Annotated in this window: 19 protein-coding genes; 7 read left to right on the top strand and 12 right to left on the bottom strand. The window is 48.0% G+C overall.

Annotation, left to right across the window (positions count from 1 at the left end):
- Positions 1-3 precede the first annotated feature (3 nt).
- From COW15_RS15105 to COW15_RS15085, 5 genes are all read right to left on the bottom strand, one after another.
- Positions 4-1164, bottom strand: a complete 1161-nt coding sequence (locus COW15_RS15105; RefSeq protein WP_293633339.1) for a putative sulfate/molybdate transporter — start codon at positions 1162-1164, stop codon at positions 4-6.
- 299 nt (positions 1165-1463) lie between these two features.
- Positions 1464-2852 (bottom strand): tetrathionate reductase family octaheme c-type cytochrome, encoded by a 1389-nt coding sequence (locus tag COW15_RS15100; protein ID WP_293633328.1) that lies wholly within the window; start codon positions 2850-2852, stop codon positions 1464-1466.
- A 55-nt stretch (positions 2853-2907) separates the two neighbouring features.
- On the bottom strand, positions 2908-4638 hold the full coding sequence (locus COW15_RS15095; RefSeq protein WP_293633327.1) for a DUF3373 domain-containing protein: 1731 nt from the start codon (positions 4636-4638) through the stop codon (positions 2908-2910).
- Between the two features lie 179 nt (positions 4639-4817).
- The gene (locus COW15_RS15090) at positions 4818-5147 is read right to left on the bottom strand and encodes a c-type cytochrome (protein ID WP_293633326.1); all 330 of its coding nucleotides are present in this window, start codon (positions 5145-5147) and stop codon (positions 4818-4820) included.
- Positions 5148-5655: 508 nt separating this feature from the next.
- Entirely contained in the window at positions 5656-6387 is a 732-nt protein-coding gene (locus COW15_RS15085; RefSeq protein ID WP_293633325.1) for an SDR family oxidoreductase, read from the bottom strand.
- A gap of 161 nt (positions 6388-6548) precedes the next feature.
- On the opposite strand from COW15_RS15085, the gene COW15_RS15080 reads away from it, so the two are divergent.
- Positions 6549-7388 carry a LysR family transcriptional regulator gene (locus COW15_RS15080; RefSeq protein ID WP_293633324.1) on the top strand — a complete coding sequence of 280 codons (840 nt, stop codon included), beginning with the start codon at positions 6549-6551 and terminating at the stop codon, positions 7386-7388.
- Between the two features lie 64 nt (positions 7389-7452).
- Here the strand turns inward: COW15_RS15080 and COW15_RS15075 are convergent, their stop codons facing one another.
- Positions 7453-8991, bottom strand: a complete 1539-nt coding sequence (locus COW15_RS15075) for a tetratricopeptide repeat protein (protein ID WP_293633323.1) — start codon at positions 8989-8991, stop codon at positions 7453-7455.
- A 117-nt stretch (positions 8992-9108) separates the two neighbouring features.
- Positions 9109-9945 carry a mechanosensitive ion channel family protein gene (locus COW15_RS15070; protein ID WP_293633322.1) on the bottom strand — a complete coding sequence of 279 codons (837 nt, stop codon included), beginning with the start codon at positions 9943-9945 and terminating at the stop codon, positions 9109-9111.
- A 170-nt stretch (positions 9946-10115) separates the two neighbouring features.
- Between COW15_RS15070 and COW15_RS15065 the strand changes: the two genes are divergently transcribed.
- Both COW15_RS15065 and COW15_RS15060 read left to right on the top strand, forming a co-directional pair.
- The gene (locus COW15_RS15065) at positions 10116-10595 is read left to right on the top strand and encodes a hypothetical protein (protein ID WP_293633321.1); all 480 of its coding nucleotides are present in this window, start codon (positions 10116-10118) and stop codon (positions 10593-10595) included.
- A 337-nt stretch (positions 10596-10932) separates the two neighbouring features.
- Entirely contained in the window at positions 10933-12108 is a 1176-nt protein-coding gene (locus COW15_RS15060) for a type III PLP-dependent enzyme (protein ID WP_293633320.1), read from the top strand.
- A 44-nt stretch (positions 12109-12152) separates the two neighbouring features.
- On the opposite strand, the gene COW15_RS15055 is transcribed toward COW15_RS15060, so the two are convergent.
- Positions 12153-12371 carry a DUF465 domain-containing protein gene (locus COW15_RS15055; RefSeq protein WP_293633319.1) on the bottom strand — a complete coding sequence of 73 codons (219 nt, stop codon included), beginning with the start codon at positions 12369-12371 and terminating at the stop codon, positions 12153-12155.
- Between the two features lie 413 nt (positions 12372-12784).
- Here COW15_RS15055 and udp point away from each other — a divergent pair, with 413 nt between their 5' ends.
- Positions 12785-13543 carry a uridine phosphorylase gene (gene udp, locus COW15_RS15050; protein ID WP_293633318.1) on the top strand — a complete coding sequence of 253 codons (759 nt, stop codon included), beginning with the start codon at positions 12785-12787 and terminating at the stop codon, positions 13541-13543.
- 105 nt (positions 13544-13648) lie between these two features.
- Here the strand turns inward: udp and COW15_RS15045 are convergent, their stop codons facing one another.
- Positions 13649-14401, bottom strand: a complete 753-nt coding sequence (locus COW15_RS15045; RefSeq protein ID WP_293633317.1) for an outer membrane protein OmpK — start codon at positions 14399-14401, stop codon at positions 13649-13651.
- A gap of 485 nt (positions 14402-14886) precedes the next feature.
- Here COW15_RS15045 and COW15_RS15040 point away from each other — a divergent pair, with 485 nt between their 5' ends.
- From COW15_RS15040 to COW15_RS15030, 3 genes are read left to right on the top strand one after another with little or no spacing between them, the layout of a single operon-like run.
- Positions 14887-15357, top strand: a complete 471-nt coding sequence (locus tag COW15_RS15040; protein ID WP_293633316.1) for an NfeD family protein — start codon at positions 14887-14889, stop codon at positions 15355-15357.
- An 11-nt stretch (positions 15358-15368) separates the two neighbouring features.
- Positions 15369-16304, top strand: coding sequence for a slipin family protein (locus COW15_RS15035; RefSeq protein ID WP_293633315.1), 936 nt, complete (start codon positions 15369-15371; stop codon positions 16302-16304).
- On the top strand, positions 16304-17245 hold the full coding sequence (locus tag COW15_RS15030; RefSeq protein ID WP_293633314.1) for a stomatin-like protein: 942 nt from the start codon (positions 16304-16306) through the stop codon (positions 17243-17245). The genes COW15_RS15035 and COW15_RS15030 overlap by 1 nt, the downstream gene beginning before the upstream one ends.
- Positions 17246-17345: 100 nt before the next feature.
- Here the strand turns inward: COW15_RS15030 and COW15_RS15025 are convergent, their stop codons facing one another.
- The 3 genes from COW15_RS15025 to priA all read right to left on the bottom strand — a co-directional run bounded on the left by COW15_RS15025 (position 17346) and on the right by priA (position 22131).
- Positions 17346-18053, bottom strand: coding sequence for an SPOR domain-containing protein (locus tag COW15_RS15025; protein ID WP_293633313.1), 708 nt, complete (start codon positions 18051-18053; stop codon positions 17346-17348).
- Between the two features lie 3 nt (positions 18054-18056).
- Entirely contained in the window at positions 18057-19802 is a 1746-nt protein-coding gene (gene argS, locus COW15_RS15020) for an arginine--tRNA ligase (RefSeq protein WP_293633312.1), read from the bottom strand.
- A gap of 133 nt (positions 19803-19935) precedes the next feature.
- Positions 19936-22131 carry a primosomal protein N' gene (priA, locus tag COW15_RS15015; protein WP_293633338.1) on the bottom strand — a complete coding sequence of 732 codons (2196 nt, stop codon included), beginning with the start codon at positions 22129-22131 and terminating at the stop codon, positions 19936-19938.
- Positions 22132-22154: the final 23 nt, after the last annotated feature.

Here is a 22154-nt window from a genome sequence, read left to right as displayed (position 1 = left end):
ATGTTAGCGCATGGCAAGCATGGACCAAGTACGGCGACCCTGCTCGAGAATAATCCCGACGGCAAGCCCCGCAGCGGCGTTGACAGCCAAGCAAGTCACTGCGGTCGCGAGGATCACAAAGATACAGAAGGGTTTACCATCGATAAGGCGTTTTGACCAGGCTAATTGCAATCCGCCCATCGAAAGTAAGCTGCCGAGAATCGCTACTGGGATCAGCCCGAGTAGCCAAGCCATTTGGCTATCCCCAAATAGGGCAATAACAACACAAGTACCACCGAAGATTAATGGCGCGAGGTGAGTGCGTGCGCCAAAGTGGTATTGCACCGCAAGTCCTCCTGCACCATGGCACATGGCCGCCGCACCAAAAAGCGCGAGAAACAAATTGGCAAGCCCTGAGCTAATGGCTAGGTTTTTAGGCGTGAGTTTGGCGGCATCTTCGGGGAATTTTTCCTGCGCCATGGCTGAAGTTGCTATCACCGCATTGGTTAAGGTAAGGGCGAGCTGTGGCAATACCAGTAAAATCGCCGCCGAACTCCACTCGTTAAGCGTAGGCCAAGCCAAATGCAGTGAGGCGCTCAAGGCGGGAATACTTAGGCTGGTAGCGATTTCGGTTTGGCTATTGGCTTGCCATAACATGCCCGCCGCGATAACGAGTGGCATTGCAAGGTAGCGTAACGGCAGGAATTTACTCACAAATAGCAAGGCGAATGCGCCGAGTCCGAGCAGCCAAAAGTCGCTCATCATCTTAGCGCCCATCCACATTAGTTGCAGACCAATCGCCAATTGAATACCGACACTCACTGCTTGGGATAATTGTTTGGCAAGCCAAGTGATGGCGCCGCTAAAGGCCAAAACTAACAGAATTATACCCATCAACATGGCGCTTGCCTGTAACATGCCCGGGGTTAAGCCTTGGGCGATGACGAGGGCGGCGATGACCTTCATGGGTTGAACTGGCATGGGGCGGCGGTAAAACAACGCACTCATTATCGCGAATACGCCAAAGCCTAAAAATATCCCTTGGGGTGAAAACTGGTTAAGGGCGATAAGCCCTAATACTAAAGGTAAAAAGGTGCCTAGGTCGGCAAAGGCGCCACTGGTTTCACCGAGTAAACGGTTTAACGGTTGAGTCGTAAAATGGGTTGGGGTTTTGCCCGCGGTCATAGAGGTTGCCATAATTGAACATAGCCTGACTAGGCAAAATAAATGCCATAAAAATCAGTTAATTTGACTTATAAACAGAGCCAAACTCCCTTTATTGCCTATCAACTGAGACAAACTGGGACAGTGTGATTTTATGGATGTAGCGATTTGTCTTTACCGGCGTAAATAGTGAGATAAGAAAGAGAGCTTAGCCATCAGCATACTAAGCTCTTAAAATGGGTAGGGCTCTTAAAAATATGCAGGGGAGCGATACTCGCCATGCCATGACACTCGATTAGGCCTTAGGCGAGTCAACATGGTTATTGTTGTTTATGCTTAGGGCCTTGCTTGTTTTTCATCGGGTCTCCTTGATAGCCCAAGGCTTGCCAGTCGAGGCGAGTACCTTTGTTGTGGCAGTCATTACAGTTGAGTGCTTGCTCCTTCGGTGACACCATATGGTTGATCCGCCACCACATTTCTGTCGCAGCAAAGCTATATTCACCACTGTACTTGATGCCTTTTGCAATCATAGTGGTGTTAACCTCCATGCCGAGCTTGGCGGCTAAGTTCCAATCGAACTCGCTCCAGTAACCCCCTTTGCCATAGGTTTTTGGGGTGATAAAAATGTTGAGCTTTTTATCGTAAATTTGCTTACCTGTGTGGACCTTAAAGGGATAAATTTTGGCTTTGGTATCGTTAATATCGCCCATTGGGTAGGTCAATTTAGTGACCACATTCGGATCCATCTTGTCCCCCGCCATATACGCGTTGGCGGTGCCGTTGTACCAAGCGTATTGGGGCCTGACCATTTTCTCCCACACAAAGTCACCCTTTTTCTTCTGGTAGGTGTGTTTACCATATTGATCAAGAGTTTCAGGTTTATCATCCCCCGCAGTGGACCAATCCCAGTGCATTTTGGTGGGTTCGTTCTTGGCAAAGAAGGGAATATGGCAGGTTTGGCAGGCCACGGTCGTCGTATGGGTATTGAGCTTTTTGTTGCTGTGGGGCGCGCTCTCGTGGCAGTTCTCACAACCAATGTGGTCGATGCCGCCTGGTGATACGCCCATAGCATTACCCGAAATTTGATGTTTTTCAGTGGTATGACAGTTTTGACATTGGAAGTTATTGCCGTCGCTATCCATATGCACGTCGGTGGCTTTGTCGGGATAGGCCATGGAGGAGTCGAGATCGCCGTGTTTGACCGCATCCCCGCCACCGCCGTAGAAGTGGCAGCTACCACAGTTATCCCGCACCGGCTCACCCACGTTTTGCGCGATCTTCGCCAGATCGAGTTTAGCCATAGGCTCGCCTGCGCCAGCGGGGTCTTTCACATAGGTGCCTGTGGTATCGTGGCAGATCAGACAGTCCACTTTAGTTTTGTCTTTAAAGTCAAAAGTGTTGTCCTTCCAGCCATAGCCAGCATGACAGCTAGTGCAGCGAGGCTCGTTGCTTGAAATCGACACACAGAAGTTATTGATACTGTTTTTCTTACCCCGAAGCACGCTTCTATCGGGTAGCTTTTGCTCTAACTCCCATGTCCAGTGGGAGGTTTTCATCATGTCTGTGGCTTGTTCTTCGTGGCAGGTTAAGCACTGAGTCGTCACCTCAGTACCTGTGGCGAAGGGGCCTTTGAGAACGTCTTTATGGGGATTAGCGGCTTGCACTTGCAGTGCTATACCCGCTAAGGCAATAACAATGAGTTTTTTCATTTTGTACTCCTGCCCTCGGCGAGGCCGAGGGCCGATAGTGGTGATCAATGACGGATTAGAAGTTAATAGTCAGTGAGGCGTTAACATCGAAGGCCTTATCGACCACGGGCAGCATTGAGTAAGCCGTGCCCGCTAGCACATCATCAATTTTTTGGGGTGCGCCTACAGGTGTGCCGCTGCCAGTGTATTCATAGTCGTAGTAGAGCCCCGCAAGCTTGATAAACATTTTTGGATTGATATCAAAGATGTAATAAGCTTCGCCGACGTGGCCACGGGTGGCTAATTTGCTGCCGATAGGGTCATCTTGGGCTTGGGTAAAAGGCGTCCAATATTTAGAGCCATAGTTATATTCCAAACCAAACTTGCCGTAGGGCGCGGGGATTTGGATACCCACATAGATGCCATAGCCGTCTTTGGTGTCTGTATCATCGCTGGTCTTAGGTACCATGATGATTTCAGTGCCAGTGCTATTTAACTCGGCCTCGAAGACGGCGTCGGATAACATGCCGCCGAACATACCCGCATTGCCATTAGGTTCGGCGCGTGTCCAGCCCAGTGAGGCAAACCATTTGATATCGTTAGCTTCTTCACGCGCAAAACCAATGCCGCCGAGGTACATGTCGCCAATGACGCCGCTAGGTTGCACTCGGGTGACAAAGTTAAAGTTGTCAAACTTTTGCATATCCTGGTACATGGTTGGCGCGAAAATACCCGCCAGTTGGGTCGGGAAGGCCATAGTGCCCTTAAAGCCGTCGTTGATGTCCTTGGCGCCAAACAGGGTAAATTGCAGGAAGTTAGTACCATCGTTGATAGCATCGATATTAAAGCCGCCGAGGTGAGTATCTTTGGTGACTATATCGCCAAACATTTCACCGTTGCCCCATTGGGATTCAAAGCCTTGGCCATAACAGAAACGCACTACTTGTCCTTCAACTCCGGTGATTTCCCCAAGGTTGTAACCTAAGGTGGCCCCATCGAAGTTAAAGTTGACTAAATGGCCTGAGGGCGTGCCACCACGGAGTTCATTTTCACGGTAGTGGGTTGGTGGGCCATAGGTGGATGGGCGACGACCAATGGAGAGGTAAAACTCAGAGCCATTGATGTTTTTCCAGTCGAAATAGGCACGTTCAACCCGCAGCCAGTCGCCGCTAGTATTGCCGCTGCTGGTGCCATCCATAGTGAATGATCGCCAAGAATCAAATACTTGTACGCCGGTTGAGTCGCCCCAGTTTTTGTACATGCTGAGGCGGCCCGCAAAGCTGACGTTATCCCATACCTTGGCCTTAAGATTTAACCGCAGGCGAGTGGTGTAAAAGATGTCGTTATCTATGTCCTGTACACTTTTGGGCGCGAGCACATAGGGCATCACGCCCTGTAACATGCCATTTTGAAAGGCGGCGGCCAGTTCGGGGTTGGCTTGCATCATCTGTCCGAGAGGCGAGTTAGGATCGTTTGGCATACCAAAGGCGCCGGACATGGCCTTGGCGCCAAAGTCATTAAAGTTCACCTTAATGGCGGGGTTCCAAACGACATCGCGGTAATGCAGTGAGTGAGCCTTGGTTCTAAAGTCGCCAGTGATTTCAAGGCGGTCTAACGAGGTGTGGCGTTCGGTTTTATCGACGCGGCTATTGAGTTCATCGAGCTCTTCTGTGATATCGGCAAGCTGTTGTTTCAGCTCGGCCATTTTTTGAGTGTCCGCTTGCGTTTCATTGGCGGCGGCAAAGGCTTGGCCGGACATAAACAACGCATTAGCAACCAATATCGAAATGAGTGTAGGTGTACGCATAGGGTTTCTCCCTGAGTGTTCCGTTGGCACAGACTCAAGGTCTGGTGCCAAATTTACCCAACAGGAGACCCTGAGGTGTGCTCCCCATTTTGCTCTTATTGGGCTTTGATTTTTATATCAATGGGTTAACTTGCCGTTGCAGGCCTGCGGTTATCCCTTTGCTTTCGGCTCGGTAGCGATTAACCGCAGGTTTGCGGTTGCTCCGAGTCGGCGGCATGGTCATACAGGAATTGCTGTATATCTTTGAGATCTTGCTCGGTGAGGCCGTTGAATACCTCAGGTTTGAGTTTGTGTTTATCTTTGTCGAAGAAGCGGTCCCACTGGCTCATGGTTTTAGTCATTGGGGTTAGCTCGCCGCCTTCACCACCTTGGCTGTGGCAGGCTTTACATTCTTTTTTATAGAGGTGTTTCCCTTTTTTAGGATTACCCCCTTCGGCGGCATAGGCTTGGAGGCCTAAGCTACTGATTAGCGCGACGGCAATGGCGATCTTAGTTGAAGTTTTCATCATCTCATCCTTTCTTTGTTGTCATTCACATGACTTTGTTGGTGGAATGTGGCTATTGCTTCCACCTTGTGAATAAATTTATCAAAGCTGATGGGATGTTTATTTGAGGTGCATCACTTCCATTAAAAAAATCTAATTGATAAAAATTTCATTGATAAAAATCTAATTGACTGGCGGTGGATTGATTTTGGTGGGCATTTACATTTTTAAAAACAAAGGTTTGTTTTTAAAGCTAAATTAGCTTGTTGTGTAGCAAAGTGGGTTTTACCTAGAAAATGGCTAAAAAACGACAGTGATCGAGTTAACACTTTGTAAAATTTGCAATATCTAAAGTAGCCATTCGAAATGATTTCGTCTGGTTTTCACTGTGTGGGAGTGTGAATATGGCACGATTCTGTACTGCTGCTAGGCGTCGATAACGCTCGACTGATTTCTAAATTTTTTAACGCAGCGGCGACTAGCACACTGCGTTTCACCAATGATTCTGGAGAGATCGCGTCAAGCAAGTCGTTTAAGGTTGCTGGCGTGTCGGCGCTAACACTATCTCACGCACACAGACATTTTGCGGTTGTTGCCAAGCAAATAATGTTGCTGCGGCAACGTTTTCGGGGGCAATCACGCCGCCCATTTGTACTTTCCAATCTTGATAGCCAGCTTTAATAGCATCATCTGTGGTGTGGCTTAAGAGTTCTGTCTCGACCGCTCCCGGTGCTATGGTGATAAGGCGTACATCGTCCATTGCGACTTCTTCGCGGATGTTTTCGGTTAAGGCATGCACGGCAAATTTAGTCGCGCAATAAGCCGCATGGTTTGGGAAGGTCTTACGTCCCGCCACCGAGCCGATGTTGATAATAGTGCCCGTTTTGCGCGCCTTCATTCCGGCTAATACCGCATGAATACCATTGAGCACTCCCATCACATTGATATTGAGCATGCGGCTCCATTCGTTGGGATCTTGGCTATCGATTTGCCCGAGCAGCATGACGCCCGCGTTGTTGATAAGGCAACCCACAGGGCCAAACTGCGCTTCCGCTTGGTTAATGGCAGTCTTGATGGCGTCTGCGTCTGTCACATCGACACCTATGGACAGGCTATTGGGTAAAGCAAAGGCTTGCATTGCCTCAACGCGGCGTGCCAGCAGTAATAGCGGATGCCCTGCGGCGCTAAATTGTTTAGCGATGGCGGCACCTATGCCCGATGAGGCGCCAGTGATCACAACCAGGGGCTGAGTGGTATTTGTCATTTGTTATTCCTATCTTTAGAAACGGTAAATAAGCTTGATTGATGAATGTTTAACTTAATTGTCAGTATAAGTGGCGGTTTTTAGACTGAAAAATACTTATTTCCACTGAATATGATAGGCTTTACCTATGACAGCATGCTGGGAAGACAAGGTGAAGGCAGATGGTAGATCTACGCTTATTGCGGTTTTTTATCGCGATTTATGAAGAAAACAATATTACTGCGGCGGCAACGCGCTGTTATGTTAGCCAACCCTCGCTCTCGACTGGGCTCAAACAGTTAGAGGAGGAGCTTGGCGGCGCTTTATTCGAGCGCAGCAAAAAGGGCGTAAAAGCCTTGGATAGCGCCCACTATCTGTATCCGCTGGCGGTTAAGTTAGTGGAGGAGGCCAGTAAATTACCCGCTCTTTTTATGGCAAAGGCGAGTCGGCAAAAGTTGCGCTTAGCCGTGATGCCCGATCTGAGTCAGCGTCGTCTTGCTGGGTTATTAACTCAAATCAATCAAGCTATTAACCATTTAGATTTAGAGCTGGTGGATTATCAAAGCCCTGCGGATTGTCGGTTAACCTTAGACAGTTTACGCCATGAGGATGAAATCTTTTTTCCCCTGTGGGAGGAGGATTATGTGCTTTGTGTGCCAAGTGAGCATAGGCTCGCGCAGCTCAACCGTATTCGCCCCGAAGAGTTAAGTCAGTACGATTTTATTGAGTGCCCACCCTGCGAGGCGCATCAGCAAACCATAGGCTTACTCGCATGCAGCAATTTGTCACTGAATTTGGTGGCGAAGGCGGAATCTAAGTCTTTAGTGATGTCGCTGGTGCTGGCGGGATTTGGGGTGAGTTTTCTCCCCGATGGATTAATCGAAGATGAGCCACGGCTTAAACAAATTAAATTCGATGGGCCACGCATGTTCCGCCGTATTGGCTTGTGTTATCCATCCCATCAAACCGTAGCGCCTACGCTGGCGACATTGCTGCGGCATTTAACCCAAGCCACGGCTTAAGCCGTGGTTCTTAATCATCGGGTTTGGCCAGGCGGCCAAATCCTAGCATTTAATTGCTTATCCCTTATTCATTGCTCTGTAAGTAAGGCGCTAACTGGGTTTCAATGCGCTCGATTTCGGTCTGGGCATACAAAAGCTCGGATTCCGTTAAACGAGATTGGGCTTGTTGTTGATATAAGAGTTGGTTGCTATTCATGCCGTATTTACCAAAGTGGCGCAGCAGTATGCTCGACCAAATAAAGGCTTGTACCGGTTTATCGATCGACTCATGGCGGTTGATTTCAACTAGGACTTGCATGGCATCTTGGTTGCCCAAGTCGGCGGATTTGCGGTACCAGGTTTCGGCGGTTTGCAGCGCTTCGCGGCTTGGATGTTCCCCTGTGTGAAAGAGTGTCGCCTGATTAAAGTAGTAATAGCTTTGCTGCTCATTTGGGATAGGATGTTGATGCACATAGTTATTACACAGGCTCTGCGCCTCACGGATTTCCAAGGTGCCCAAGTGTTTACTGAGTCTATCGAAGGCAGCTTGATAGTCCGCGTTATGGCTCATGGCCGCTAGTTGGTAGTACATTAAGGCTTTAATCGGTTGGCGCGAGACGCCTAAGCCTGCTTCGTGGATCTTACCTAGGCCGAATAGGGCTTCTTCATGCCATAGGGGAGCCAGTGCTTCAAAATCCGTTTTCGCCCGCTGATAGTCAGAATCATTTTGTGGGTCGAGCAGTCTCAGCTCGGCCCGCGCTAACTTAGCAAAGACGTTGCCTGCGGTGCAGGCCTTCTCTAACCAATGGCGAGCCTTGCCATAGTCGACAGCAAAGTCTTCGCCGTAGAGGAAACGCTTGCCGAGATAATATTGACGGAAATCGTGCTCTGCGGCGGATTCGCTGAGTAGGGCTTCGGCGCGAATAAGATCTTTTGCTCCACCTTGCCCTGTGGCCAGCATATGCCCTAAGTGTTCTTTCGCTAATTCATCACCATAGGCAGCTGATTTCTCAAAGTATTCCCGAGCTTTATTATAGTCGGAGATGACTCGCTCATCGTGCCAGTAGAGCGCACCTAAGTGGTAATAGGCTTCTTGGTATTCTTGTGCTGCGGCTTGTTCGAACCAGTAAATTGCTTGGCTGGCATCGGGATCGAGGAAGGGTTGTCTTAGATACAAGCGTGCGATCTCAAATTGGAACTCGGCTTGTCCTGCTGCTGCATTGGGTTTGAGTTGTTCTACCTGCGCGATTAACTCAGCGGGTGTTTGTGCCTCAGGGGAGAGCAAACTAGGTAGGGTAAGCATGGCTAAATATTGCGGGTCTAATTCGGCCGCTTTTTTATACCAATCATTGGACGCCTTGGCATCGGCGGGCACCTGTGGGAATCGACCCGAATAAAGCTCGGCCAACGCAATGGCCGCAATGGCTAAGCCTTTATCGACGGCTTGATGAATAAAATCTAAGCCCGTGTTGACTTCATCTTGATTGATTAGCGTGAGCCCATGGTTGAGTAGTGCATTGGGTTCGCCCGCGGCAAGCGCCTCGGCTTGAGTTTTCTTTTTTTGGTATTTAGCGAAGAAAATAAACAGTACAATAAAGGCTATAATTATAAGTATCAACAACATAGTATTCCATCACTATTGATAAATGGGGTGCACAGTAAACGAGGTTCCCGCTTAAATTGCAAGCTTACCGCTCGACTTGGGGCGACTGGCTGGGCCAGTGAACCCCTGCGGCTAAGGCTACTTTTCTTGTAAATGGATTTCTCTTACTGGACAAGCCATCTCGATTCCGGCCTGCTTAAGGGCGTGATAGAGGGCTAAGTTCACTTTATATTTATGCTGAAAATAGCTTTGGGTGGGCACCCAATAGCGCACGCCCATTTCAATGCCGATCGCATTAAAACCATTGATACCAATATTGGGGACAGTCTCTTGATAGACATAGGGATTATTAGTTAATAACTCAGTAATTACACTAATAGCCCGCTCAGGATCGGTGTTGTAACTGAGGTTAAATTGGGCCTCGACCAGCTTATTACTGAAGGAGTTATGCAGAATTTCACCGACGATATGTTTATTGGGGATGCTAATTTGCTCGCCTTCCTCATTGGTCAGTATGGTCATGCCTAAGTGAATGCGTTTAACGACGCCGCTTTCGCCTTTGATTTCGATGGTGTTACCCACCACAAAAGGCCGAGTCACAATAATCGTAATGCCAGCGGCATAATTAGACAGCATTCCTTGTAAGGCGAGGCCTGCGCCGAGGGACGCTGCACCTATTGCCGCCACCATAGGGGTAACACTGATGCCGATTTTACCTAGGGCGATGATCCCAACCATAACGATGATCAGAATGCGGATAAAATTGCTGAGAAAATTGCTGAGGGTAATGTCGATATGGTGTTTTTCGAACTGTTTAGCGACTAAACGGGATATTTTACTGGCGAGCCATAACCCTAATAAAAAGATCAGTAAAGCACCGACTAACTGGAAGCTATAGGTCACTAAAAATTCAGTGATGAGTTGATAAACGCCCTGCAGTTGCTGTAATTCCTGATCGAGTCCTGGTGTTATCATGATGATATCCTTGTAATAAATTTAACTGTGCTAGTATAACGCAGAAATCCCACCCAATACTGGTTTGCCATCTACCTGTGAAGCGTATCATGTAATCGCGGTTGATTTGATGAGCCTAACGCATGACTCAGGTATGCTGTCCACTTATCCAATAATGGAGTTGAGTGTTGATGAAAACACGGTTGTTATGTTTGTCTTTTTTGTTTACCCCCATTCTGGCGTTTGCTGCTAGCTATGTGGCTGGTGATGCAATTAATCCCATTTCATTACTCGATCAGCATGATAAAGCGATAAATGTAACTGATGAAACTCAGGTTGTACTCTTTAGTCGTAGTATGAAAGGCGGTGATATTATTAAAGACACTTTGCAGCCTTTAAGTGAGTCGCAGTTTCCACCACATCTGGTTTATGTTGCCGATATTAGCGGTATGCCATCCCTAATTGCTAAGTTTGTGGCCATACCACAAATGCAGGAGCTGCCCTTTGCCATCGGTCTGGATAGGGAAGGTGAAGTGAGCCAGTTATTACCCGATGCTAAAGATATGGCAACCATGATACTGCTCGATAAACGCAATATTTTGGATATCGCCTATTTTGATTCAAGTGAGGCTTTAGGCCAGGCCCTTAAGAAACTCCAAGGGGCGCAGTAGGCGCTAATATTACCTCGATAGTGGGTCAATCATTACCAATTTAGGATGGATGGGCTTGCTTGCGCTCGTCTATCCGTCTTACGCTTTTACGTGTCGTAAAAAATTCACTTTGTATTCTGATTATCAACACAAGTTTACCTTAGGGTTTGTGTGCATAATTATTTGTTTTATAGAGGCTTTTTTAAAGAGGATCTTTCCTTAAAACCTTAAGGAATAAAAAGTTAGTAATTCAGCATAAAAATTCGTTGCGTAAAGTAAAAAAATATCGTTTACTGCGCACGTTTTTAACACTGACTCTCACTCTTTAACGACCTGACCCAAAGGAGACTCTGGCCCAATGAGCCAATTTCAATCTATTGATGTTGCTGATTATTATGATATGGACACATTCAAGCGTATTGAAGCGTTTGCCAAAGACAAAGCAACCCCATTCGTAGTGATCGATACCAGTATCATTGCGAAACAATACGATGACATGGTTAATAGTTTTCCTTATGCCCACGTTTATTATGCAGTTAAGGCGAACCCAGCGGCCGAGATCTTGACCTTATTAAAAGATAAAGGGTCAAACTTTGATATTGCGTCGATTTATGAATTAGATATGGTCACTAAGGTGGGCGTAACTGCCGACCGTGTGAGCTACGGTAATACCATTAAGAAGCGCCAAGATGTGCGTGCCTTTTATGAGCGCGGTGTGCGTATGTATGCATCCGACTCTGAAGCCGATCTGCGTATGATTGCCGAAGAAGCACCGGGTTCACGTATCTATGTGCGTATTCTGACCGAAGGCACAGACACAGCCGATTGGCCACTGTCACGCAAATTCGGCTGCCAGAATGAAATGGCCTATGAACTGTTAGTCTTAGCCCAGGAACTAGGCTTAGAACCCTATGGCATTTCATTCCACGTGGGTTCACAGCAACGTGATATCGGTGCTTGGGATTCGGCGATTGGTAAAGTGAAGAGCATCTTCGATCGTCTGCGTGATGAGCACAATATCACCTTGAAAATGATCAATATGGGAGGCGGTTTCCCAGCGAACTATATTGATAAAACCAATCAATTGGGTGTTTATGCCGAGCAAATTACCCATTTCTTGAAGGAAGATTTCGGTGACGATTTACCGCAAATTATTCTGGAACCGGGCCGTTCATTGATTTCCAACGCGGGTATTTTAGTGTCTGAAGTCGTGCTGATCAGCAAGAAGTCCTACACAGCCTTAGAGCGTTGGGTCTTTACCGATGTGGGTAAATTCTCGGGTCTGATTGAAACTATGGATGAGGCGATCAAGTTCCCGATCTATACCGAGAAGAAAGGTGAATTGGATAAATGCGTGATTGCGGGTCCGACCTGCGACAGTGCCGATATCATGTACGAACACTATAGCTATGGTTTGCCGAATGACCTCGCCATCGGTGACAGAATGTATTGGTTAACGGCGGGGGCATATACGACAACCTACTCGGCTGTTTGCTTCAACGGTTTCCCACCGCTCAAAGATTACTATTTGTAAGGGTTTGGGTTGATAGTAAAAAGGGCGCTTAGGCGCCCTTAGTTTTAGTTTTGTTCGTGGGATTTAAGGATCTGGTAGATCTCTTCTTTTAAATGTAGCTTTTTACTCTTGAGCTCTTTCACCGCAGGGTTGAAATCGCTACCGACTCGTTTTTCCAGTTGTTTTATTTCCTCGTCTAGCTGGTTGTGCTCGCTGAATTTGCGTTGAAAATGAGCATCTTGGGATTTGAGGGTGGAAATTAACTCGCTGTACTCTGGAAACATTGGCGTTCTCCTTGTCGTTACTTACTACACTGCTGATTTCACGTTAACCCTAACCTTATGCAGTAGGAGGAAACGTGATTGAGATCAATGTTTGTCTCCCTTCAGATTAGTCGTAAAAGAGTATTAGATCTAATTGCTTTTAAATCAGTTAATTAAATTACCATAAGCTTAGTCTACGGTGTGCAAGTCGATCTGGCTCACACTTTCTCCTGCAGAATTCAGACTGCCATCCAGAACCGTGGAAGATTTGCTATCTTTGTGATCAGACGATAATAGTTTTAGTAATTACATTACGACTAAACAATTACTTCTTGCCGATAATTCTGTGATCAAGTTAACCTTCACCGCTTCGATACTAGGTTAAAGTCGATTTTATAAGAATTTAATTATCAAAAATGAAAGGGGTTTTCATAATGGCTGATGTATTTCATTTAGGTTTGACCAAAGCGATGCTCGACGGTGCAACCTTGGCAATTGTGCCGGGCGATCCTGAGCGTGTAAAACGTATTGCCGAGTTAATGGATAATGCGACTTTCCTTGCTAGCCACCGCGAGTATACGAGCTATTTAGCCTATGCCGATGGTAAGCCTGTGGTCGTTTGCTCAACGGGTATTGGCGGTCCATCAACATCTATTGCAGTAGAAGAACTGGCACAATTAGGCGTGAATACCTTTTTGCGCGTAGGGACTACAGGTGCGATTCAGCCTCAAGTGAATGTGGGCGATGTGATTGTGACCCAAGCCTCAGTGCGTTTAGATGGCGCTAGCCTACACTTTGCACCTATGGAGTTCCCAGCGGTGGCAAACTTTGAATGTACCACGGCTATGGTTGCCGCGTGTCGTGATGTGGGCGTAGAGCCACACATTGGTGTTACAGCGTCTTCCGATACTTTCTACCCAGGCCAAGAGCGCTATGACACTGTCACTGGCCGTGTGACGCGCCGTTTTGCGGGCTCAATGAAAGAATGGCAAGAAATGGGCGTGCTGAACTATGAAATGGAATCGGCGACACTCTTCACTATGTGTGCGACTCAAGGTTGGCGTGCTGCCTGTGTTGCCGGTGTGATTGTGAACCGTACCCAGCAAGAAATCCCCGATGAAGCGACGATGAAAAAAACCGAAGTCAGTGCGGTTTCTATTGTGGTTGCTGCGGCGAAAAAACTGCTCGCTTAATCTTATTAAGCTTGGCGGCACTCCCCTGCAAAGCGAGTGTTAAAATATAGCAAAGGTGCCTAAGGGCACCTTTGCTATTTTCGACTTAAGGTGATGTAGTATCGATTAGAAATGGTATTGGGCGATCACTGAGTAAGTGTCTTGATCGACGCCTTTCACACCGTATTTATTGGTCCACAGATCGTATTCGATACCGACCAACAGTTTGTTGGCTTTGTGCTCACCAAACAGGCTCTTGCCTAGGTCATATTTTAACTGTGGATTAAAGTGGAAGTTCTCTTCATAGCCGTTATTGTCGCTGGCAAATACCCAGTCGATAAAGCCGTCCAATACGATATTGGCGGAACCAACGGGAATGTCGATACGAAATACTGGGGTGAACTGCCAGCCGTCACTCTGGTTACCGGTACTCATGGCATCGCGGCGGTAAGTGTTGAAGTTTAAGTAAGTGAAGTAAGGCACGGCTAAATCGATACCTAGGCCGTACAACAGGCTATGAACTGGGCCTTCACCTTCTTCGTAGGTTAATGCCAGCGACAGATCTGTCACTGGTCCAAAGGCGATTTTCTCTCCGAGGATTTTGCTGGCGCTAAAGCGTGGCGATATTTCGCCATAGGTGGTGCTTTCAACGCCGTTGTTGTTGCCTTTGAAGGTGATAAAATCTTGGAAGGCAAACCAATCACCGTATTTCCATGCACCAGCGGTTTCGAGTGTGACAGTGGCTTGTTTGTCCGATGGAGCCAAGTCGTAGTCTTCGCCATAAAGGGCGGTTGCACTGAAATCCCACCACTGTACTAAGTCACCAGCAAACGCTTGAGGAGAAAGCATTAATGCTAGACATAGGCATGTTTTTTTCATTGTTATTTCCTGTTGTAGGGGTTGAAGCTAAATAAGGTTGTACTCAGTTCCTGCTCTGTGAACAGTGCGGCAAAGCGACTCAGGCTTAGTGGCTTGAATCTGCTGTGGCAGAGAGCTCGGTAAAAAGTGCGGGCAATATATGCAAAAATTTACAATTATTCAAAGTTTTTATCGAATGTTGTTGTGAAAATCACATAATCATATTGCCGATTTAAATGAGTTTAATCTATTGATTTTTGTTGATTATTTTATCTCTGCGTTATTTTTTGTTGATGTTTTTAGCTAACATTTTGAATTGATTGTGCTTAATTTTAGAACAGAAAAGCCCACTTTTTACCATAACGCAATTTACTCCCTTAGTGAGCCTCAGTTATTTCCCTTGATGTCGTTTTTATCGGCGGATAAATTTACGACATATTATGTCGCATATCTGTTATTCAGCTGCTATAGTGCTGCACAGGATGCTCTCATTTCAGGGGGGAAATATGGAGTTTTCAAATCCAATTATAGTGTGGGCGCTCATTGGGCTGATCCTGATGCTTGCCGAACTCGTTGTGCCAGGTGGTATAGTTGTGTTGCTGGGCGCGGCTTGCTTAGTCGTTGCGGGCGCATTAGGTATCGGGCTAGTGGACGGGGTAGTGCAGAGCATGACTCTGTGGTTTATTTCGGCCATTGTTTTGCTGTTAGCCTTCAGACAAGTGACTCAAAAACTCGTCGGTGGTGATTCCCATGTGGATAACACCGATGAAGAACTCGATATCTACAATCAAATCGCTCGTGTTAAACAAACCATAGGCCCAGGACAAACTACGGGTCGAGTCGAGTTTCAAGGGAGCGAATGGCCCGCCCTCGGCGATGGCAGTATTATTACGGTGGGCACTGAAGTCCGAGTTATTTGTCGTGAAAACATTGCCCTCGTGGTTGAGCCTGTTATTCAGGCAACTTCTCAAAACTAAAGGATGAGTCTATGTTTCTGTTTACCTTAGTTATTTTGTTTTTCCTCTTTATTCTCTATAAGTTGATGCTGATTGTGCCTATGCGTGAGGTGCACGTTATCGAGCGTTTAGGGAAATTCCGTACCGTGTTACAACCGGGATTCCATTTCTTAATCCCTTTCTTCGATCGCGTCGCATATAAACACGATACCCGCGAGCAAGTGCTCGATGTGCCGCCACAGAGTTGTATTTCCAAGGATAATACCCAGCTTGAGGTGGATGGTTTGGTTTACCTCAAGGTGATGGACGGTAAGCTAGCCAGCTATGGTATTGAGAACTACCGTAAGGCTGCAGTCAATCTTGCGCAAACCACTATGCGTTCTGAAATCGGTAAATTGACCTTAAGTGAAACCTTCTCCGAGCGTGACCGCTTAAATGAATCCATAGTACGTGAGATTGATAAGGCTTCTGAGCCTTGGGGGATCAAGGTCTTACGTTATGAAATTCGCAATATTACGCCATCGCGCCATGTGATCCATACCCTAGAGAAGCAGATGGAAGCCGAGCGTCGTAAGCGTGCCGAAATCACCTTAGCCAATGCGGAAAAGGCGGCCATGATCAATATGTCCGAAGGCGAGCGCCAGGAGGCGATCAATATTTCAGAGGGACAAAAACAGAAGCGGATTAACGAAGCCAAAGGTACGGGGCAGGAAATCGCCATCATTGCCAAGGCGAAGTCGGAGGGGATGGCGATGATCTCCCAAGCCTTAGCGGTTAACGGGGGAAATGATGCGATGAATATGCTGCTAAAAGAGCAGTTTATCGCCCAAGTCGGCAAAATCCTCAGCGATGCGCAAGTGTCAGTCGTTCCCGCTGAAATGGCGAAGTTAGAAGGTTTCTTCGAAGGGATGGAACAAGTCACTCAAACCGTGAGTGGCCAACATTCTGTTAATAAAGGAGCGCGTTAATGAATATCCCACTCGATACCGATTTAGCTGTGATGGCTATTTGGGGACTCATTTTTGCCATATTCGTGATTAAACTGTTCCAATCGATTCGCTTAGTGCCGACTAAATCGGCCTATATCGTCGAGCGTTTGGGTAAGTATCACAGTACCTTAGATGCGGGTTTCCATACGCTGATCCCCTTTGTCGATAAAGTTGCTTATATCCATGACTTAAAAGAAGAAACTATCGATGTACCACCTCAAGAGTGCTTCTCGAGTGACGAAGTGAATGTGGAAGTCGATGGGGTGATTTATATCTCTGTCACCGATCCTGTTAAGGCGAGCTACGGCATCACCGACTATCGTTATGCGGCAATTCAACTTGCGCAGACTACGACTCGCTCTGTGATTGGTACTTTAGATTTAGACAGAACCTTCGAGGAACGTGATGTGATCTCCGCTAAAGTGGTCGAAGTGCTCGACCAAGCGGGTGCTATGTGGGGGATCCGTGTACACCGTTATGAGATTAAAAATATCACCCCACCCGAAACCGTTAAAAATGCGATGGAAATGCAAGTCAACGCCGAACGTGAGCGCCGTGCATTACTGGCAAAGAGTGAAGGTGATAAGCAGAGTAAGATTAACCGCTCAGAAGGGATAAAGGCCGAAACAGTCAATCGCTCTGAGGGTGAAATGCAGCGCCGTATTAACGAGGCCGAAGGTAAGGCGGAGGAGATTTTAACCCTATCGCGGGCAACGGCTGAGTCTATTGAGCGTTTAGCGACAGTGATTGCCGCGCCAGGTGGCCATAATGCACTGCGTATGCAGCTGGGTGAGCAATATATGAAACAACTCGATGGCTTAAGCCATAAGAGCAGCCGAGTGGTGTTACCCGGTAATATGGTCGATTTCGATTATTGGATGAATAGCATAGGGTTAAAAGAGAAAAGCAGTAAGGAATAACACTTACCACAGCTCTGAGTTTAGCTTTCGCTAAAAGGCCAAATACCGAGGTATTTGGCCTTTTGCTTAAGCGAATCGCGATTACTTCAGCGCATAGCTATTACTTGGCAATCGCCAAGATCTGGCAGCCATTGATCCCGGCATTTTGCAGCACATGGCGTTTACGCTCCGCCTCACGTCTGGTTTCGTAAGGTCCTAGGGCCACTTTATACCAAGTGCCTGTGGTGCCTTCGATTTGCCTTACCTGCGCCTCTAAACCTTGAAAGGCAATGACAGCCTTCATCTGATTAGCTTGGGATTCCTGACGGAACGAAGCACACTGCAATTGATATTGCTGTGGTGTACGGCTTGCCACAACATCGGGAATATCCACCTCAACGTGCTTGTTTTCAAGCTCGTTCAAATAGGTCCACTCTTCCTTGGGTTGTGGCGGCAGAGCATTGGGATCTTTTTTAGGTACCACAGCAATCGCGGGTTCATCAACGGGAACACTCACTGGAACACTAGTCGCTTGTCGTTCGGTTTCCTTTACCTTAGGCGTTAGCGTTGCCGCGGGTTCCTGTGCTTTAGCGCGTGGCTCAGTTTTTACGGTCGCCGCCTCCAGGGGGGTCTGTTTGGCCGTGTCCTTGATGCTCCAAAGAAAATAGCCAAAACAGCCCACGGCGATAAAGGCAAACAGGATTAACGCTATAGGCAGCTGTCTGCGAGGTGGCGCTTTTTTGGTTGTAGGCCGTGCTCGCGTTGCGCGAATAGGGCGCGGTTTAGCGCCCGATTGCGGTCTTCTGTTGGCGTAGTCGCGATTACTCATGGCTTACATCCGTTCTAGGGTTTCGATACCTAGTAGATTTAGGCCCTTTTGCAGGGTGCGAGCCGTCAGTTGTGATAGCAACAAGCGGCTATCGCGTTGTGCATCATTATCGGCGGCAAGCACTGGGCAAGCCTCGTAGAAGCTGGAGAATGCGCCCGCTAATTCATAGAGATAACCACATAATACGTGTGGCTGGCCTTTATCTACCACGCGATTAAGGATTTCACCAAACTGCGCCAGTTTGTTACCTAGGTCCTTCTCTTTTTCATGCTCGAGCACGATAGTCGCTTGGCTTAAATCCACGTCGGTTGCCCGTTTAAAGATGCCAGCTACACGGGTGTAGGCGTAGAGCAAGTAAGGCGCGGTATTGCCTTCAAAACTGAGCATTTGCTCGAAGCTGAAGATGTAATCGCTGGTACGGTTTTTCGATAAATCGGCGTATTTCACCGCGCTAATACCCACCACTCGGGCGATTTCTGCCAGGGTGACTTCATCCATATCGGGGTTTTTGCTGCGAACGAGATCCAGCGCGCGGGTATTGGCTTCCTCTAACAAATCCACCAACTTGACTACGCCGCCTGTGCGGGTCTTGAATGGGCGACCATCTTCACCATTCATAGTGCCGAAGCCTAAGTGCTCTAGTGACATATCCTCGCGAACAAATTTAGCCAATTTAGCCAGGCTAAAGACTTGCTGGAAGTGCAGCGCTTGGCGTAAATCCACAAAGTACAGCACGCGGTCTGCCTTGAGCACGCTCGAGCGGTAACGCATTGCTGCTAGGTCGGTCGTGGCATATAAGTAACCCCCATCGGCCTTTTGAATGATCACGGGCAGGGCTTCACCTTCCTTATTGCGGAAGGCTTCTTGGAATACCACTTTGGCGCCGTTGCTTTCGGTCAATAAACCTTGGGCATCTAAATCTTTTACGACCTGTTCTAAATCGGCGTTATAGGCACTTTCACCGTGCACATCGGCGCGAGTCAGACTCACACCTAAACGGGCGTAGACTTCATGGCAGTGGCTTAAGGAAATGTCGTTAAATTCGCGCCACAGTTTGTTGCAATAGGCATCGCCCGATTGCAGTTCGACCACAAGTTGGCGTGCGCGGGTGGCAAACTCTGCCGATTCGTCGAAGCGCAGCTTGGCTGCGCGGTAAAATGTTTCTAAATCAGAGAGTTCAAGCTGAGCCTGCTCGCCATTTTGGGCGCGCAGTTCTTCCATATAGGCCAGCAGCATACCAAACTGAGTACCCCAGTCGCCCACATGATTTTGGCGGATAACCCTGTGGCCCAAAAACTCTAGGGTGCGCACTACGCTGTCGCCAATGATGGTCGAACGTAGGTGGCCTACGTGCATCTCCTTGGCAAGGTTGGGTGAAGAGTAATCCACCACAATGGTTTGTGGCTTTGGTAATTTAATCCCTAAATGCTCGTCCTGGATTGCGGCCTGTAATTGGTTAGCTAAGGCACTGTCATCGATGAAGAAGTTGATAAAACCAGGGCCAGCGATTTCGACTTTTGCCACATAAGCAGAGGCGGGCAGGTTGTCGATGATCAACTGGGCTAACTCGCGGGGATTTTTACCCGCCGCCTTGGTCAGCATCATGGCTAAGTTGGTTGCTAGGTCGCCATGGCTCTTATCCTTGGTTCGATCTACTTGAATGCGCGCTTCAAAATCAGCCGGCAAAATGCCTTGTTGTTTAAAGGATTCGAGTGTTTGTTCAAGTAATGATTGGATATGTGATTTCATGGATTAATTAGCTACTAACTTTAAGAGTGAATACAGGGAATAACCGCATATTTTAGCCGTTTGTGGTGCTTAATTGCTATCTTCCCAAGGACTTTTTATCAAATGGCGCTGAAATATTTATCAAATAACCTAGCTACAACAGATCCTGCGGATCCCGATCTAGGCTCCAGCGGCAACGCTTGGCTTCGGGGAGTTGTTCGATAAGGGGATGAATGCGTTCAAACTCCTGTTGCAAGCGGTGGCGATTTTTGGCTTGAAACATTAACTGGCGGCGGAATTTTCCCGCTTTTTTATCGAGTGGTGCGGGCAGCGGGCCTATGACCTCAAACTCTTTATCCTGGGGCAATAGGGCGGCAAAGGCATTGAGAAAGTTATCGGCATCTAAGGCTGAATGGGCCTCGGCGCGCACTAACACCATATGCCAAGCCGGTGGCAATAATGCCTGTTGTCGCTCTTTGAGTTGGCTGCGGGCAAACTCACCGTAACCTCGATGCAGCAAGTCCCTTAAAATAGGATTGTCGCTTTGGTGGGTCTGCAGTAACACAGTGCCGGGTTTACTGGCGCGGCCGGCTCGCCCTGCGACTTGGGTATAGAGCTGGCCAAAGCGTTCCGGTGCCCTAAAGTCGGCACTAAAGAGTGCCCCATCCACATCCAGTAACCCCACTAGGGTGACGTCGGGGAAATGGTGCCCTTTGGCAAGCATTTGAGTGCCGACGAGGATCTTATATTCCCCCTTATGAATGGCGGTTAAATGTTTTTCAAGGGAACCTTTGAGCCGAGTGGTGTCCCTATCGATGCGCACTACGGGATATTGGGGAAACTCTTGCTCTAATGCCTGGGCTAACTGTTCAGTGCCTATGCCTTGGCCCATCAGCATAGTGCTGCCGCATTTATGGCATTGCTTGGGAATGGCATATTGGTTGCCGCAGTGGTGGCAGCGAATTTCTCCAAGGGATTGATGCACTGTGAAAAAGGCATCACAGCGGTCACATTCATGGAGATGACCACACTCGTGGCAAAGCAGGGCGGGGGCAAAACCACGGCGATTTAAAAACAGCAATACCTGATTACCCGCATCTAAATGGGCGCGGATTTCATTGATCAGTGGTGCCGACATGCCCGCCTTCAAGGGTAAATTTTTAATATCTATGATCCCTTGCCGGACTTTTTTGGCGGCGCCAGCCCGTTCACCAAGCTGTAAGTGCTGATAGCGACCGCTTAAGGCATTTTGTAGACTTTCGAGTGAGGGGGTGGCCGAGCCTAAAATCACGGGAATAGCTTCTAAGTGTCCGCGCATGACGGCTAAGTCGCGGGCGTGGTAGCCGATACCTTCCTGCTGTTTAAAGCTGCTGTCGTGTTCTTCATCGAGAATGATCACCCCAGGAAACGCCATAGGGGTGAAGAGGGCCGAGCGGGTGCCAATGATGATGGCGGCTTGGCCGCAGCGAGCCTGTCGCCAGGCTTCGAGGCGTTGATTATCGGTTAAACCTGAGTGTAACACCGCGACATTGACCTTAAAGCGGCGCTTAAAACGATTGATAGTCTGTGGCGTCAGACCGATCTCTGGCACTAAGATCAGAGCCTGCTTACCCTGTTTGAGTATTTCTTCGAGCACCGCTAAGTAGACTTCGGTTTTACCCGAACCGGTAATGCCCTCTAGCAGGGTGCAGTGGTATCCTTGCTGCTGATTGAGAATAGTGACGGCTACCGCTTGCTCTTTATTGAGTCTGTGGGGTGTTTCATCCAGTTCTAGCTCGGTGCGCCAATTAAGATTAAGCTCGGCGAGCTTTTCGTGACGTTCAATCCAGCCTTTCTCTTCTAGGGCTTTTAAGGCGGTTTTACTGATCTCTAAACTGATGAGATCCTCCTGAGTTAAACTGGCCAACTTGAGTGAATCGAGCAGTTTCTTTTGGGCGGGCGCGCGTTTAATGGTTTCTGGCGCGATATTTTTTCCGACCTCGGTGAGTTGCCAGTAGTGGATGGTTTGCGGCGCGGCATCTATTCCTTTACGTAGGGCGACGGGCAGCGCCTGAGTGAGCATTTGTCCCTGGCTGCAAAAGTAGTATCTTGCTGCCCATAGGGTTAATTTATAAAGGGATTCTGGCAGTAAAGGCGTATCGTCAATAAACTCGATAACAGATTTAATTTGCTTGGGTTCTAGGTTGCAGCTATCTGTTATTGCTGTGACTAGCCCGATAAGTTGCTGGCGACCAAAGGGTACCTTAACACGCACACCGATGTGGGGAGCTTGTTGGTAGGTCGCAGGAACGCGGTAACTGAAGTTTTGCCGCATAGGCACAGGTAAGGCAACTTCAACAAACAGTGACATATGCTGGGCGAGTCTTAAGTGGG

The sequence above is a fragment of the Shewanella sp. CG12_big_fil_rev_8_21_14_0_65_47_15 genome (genome assembly GCF_002783505.1).
Taxonomy (GTDB): Bacteria; Pseudomonadota; Gammaproteobacteria; order Enterobacterales; family Shewanellaceae; genus Shewanella.
This window is presented reverse-complemented; position numbering and strand designations above follow the sequence as displayed.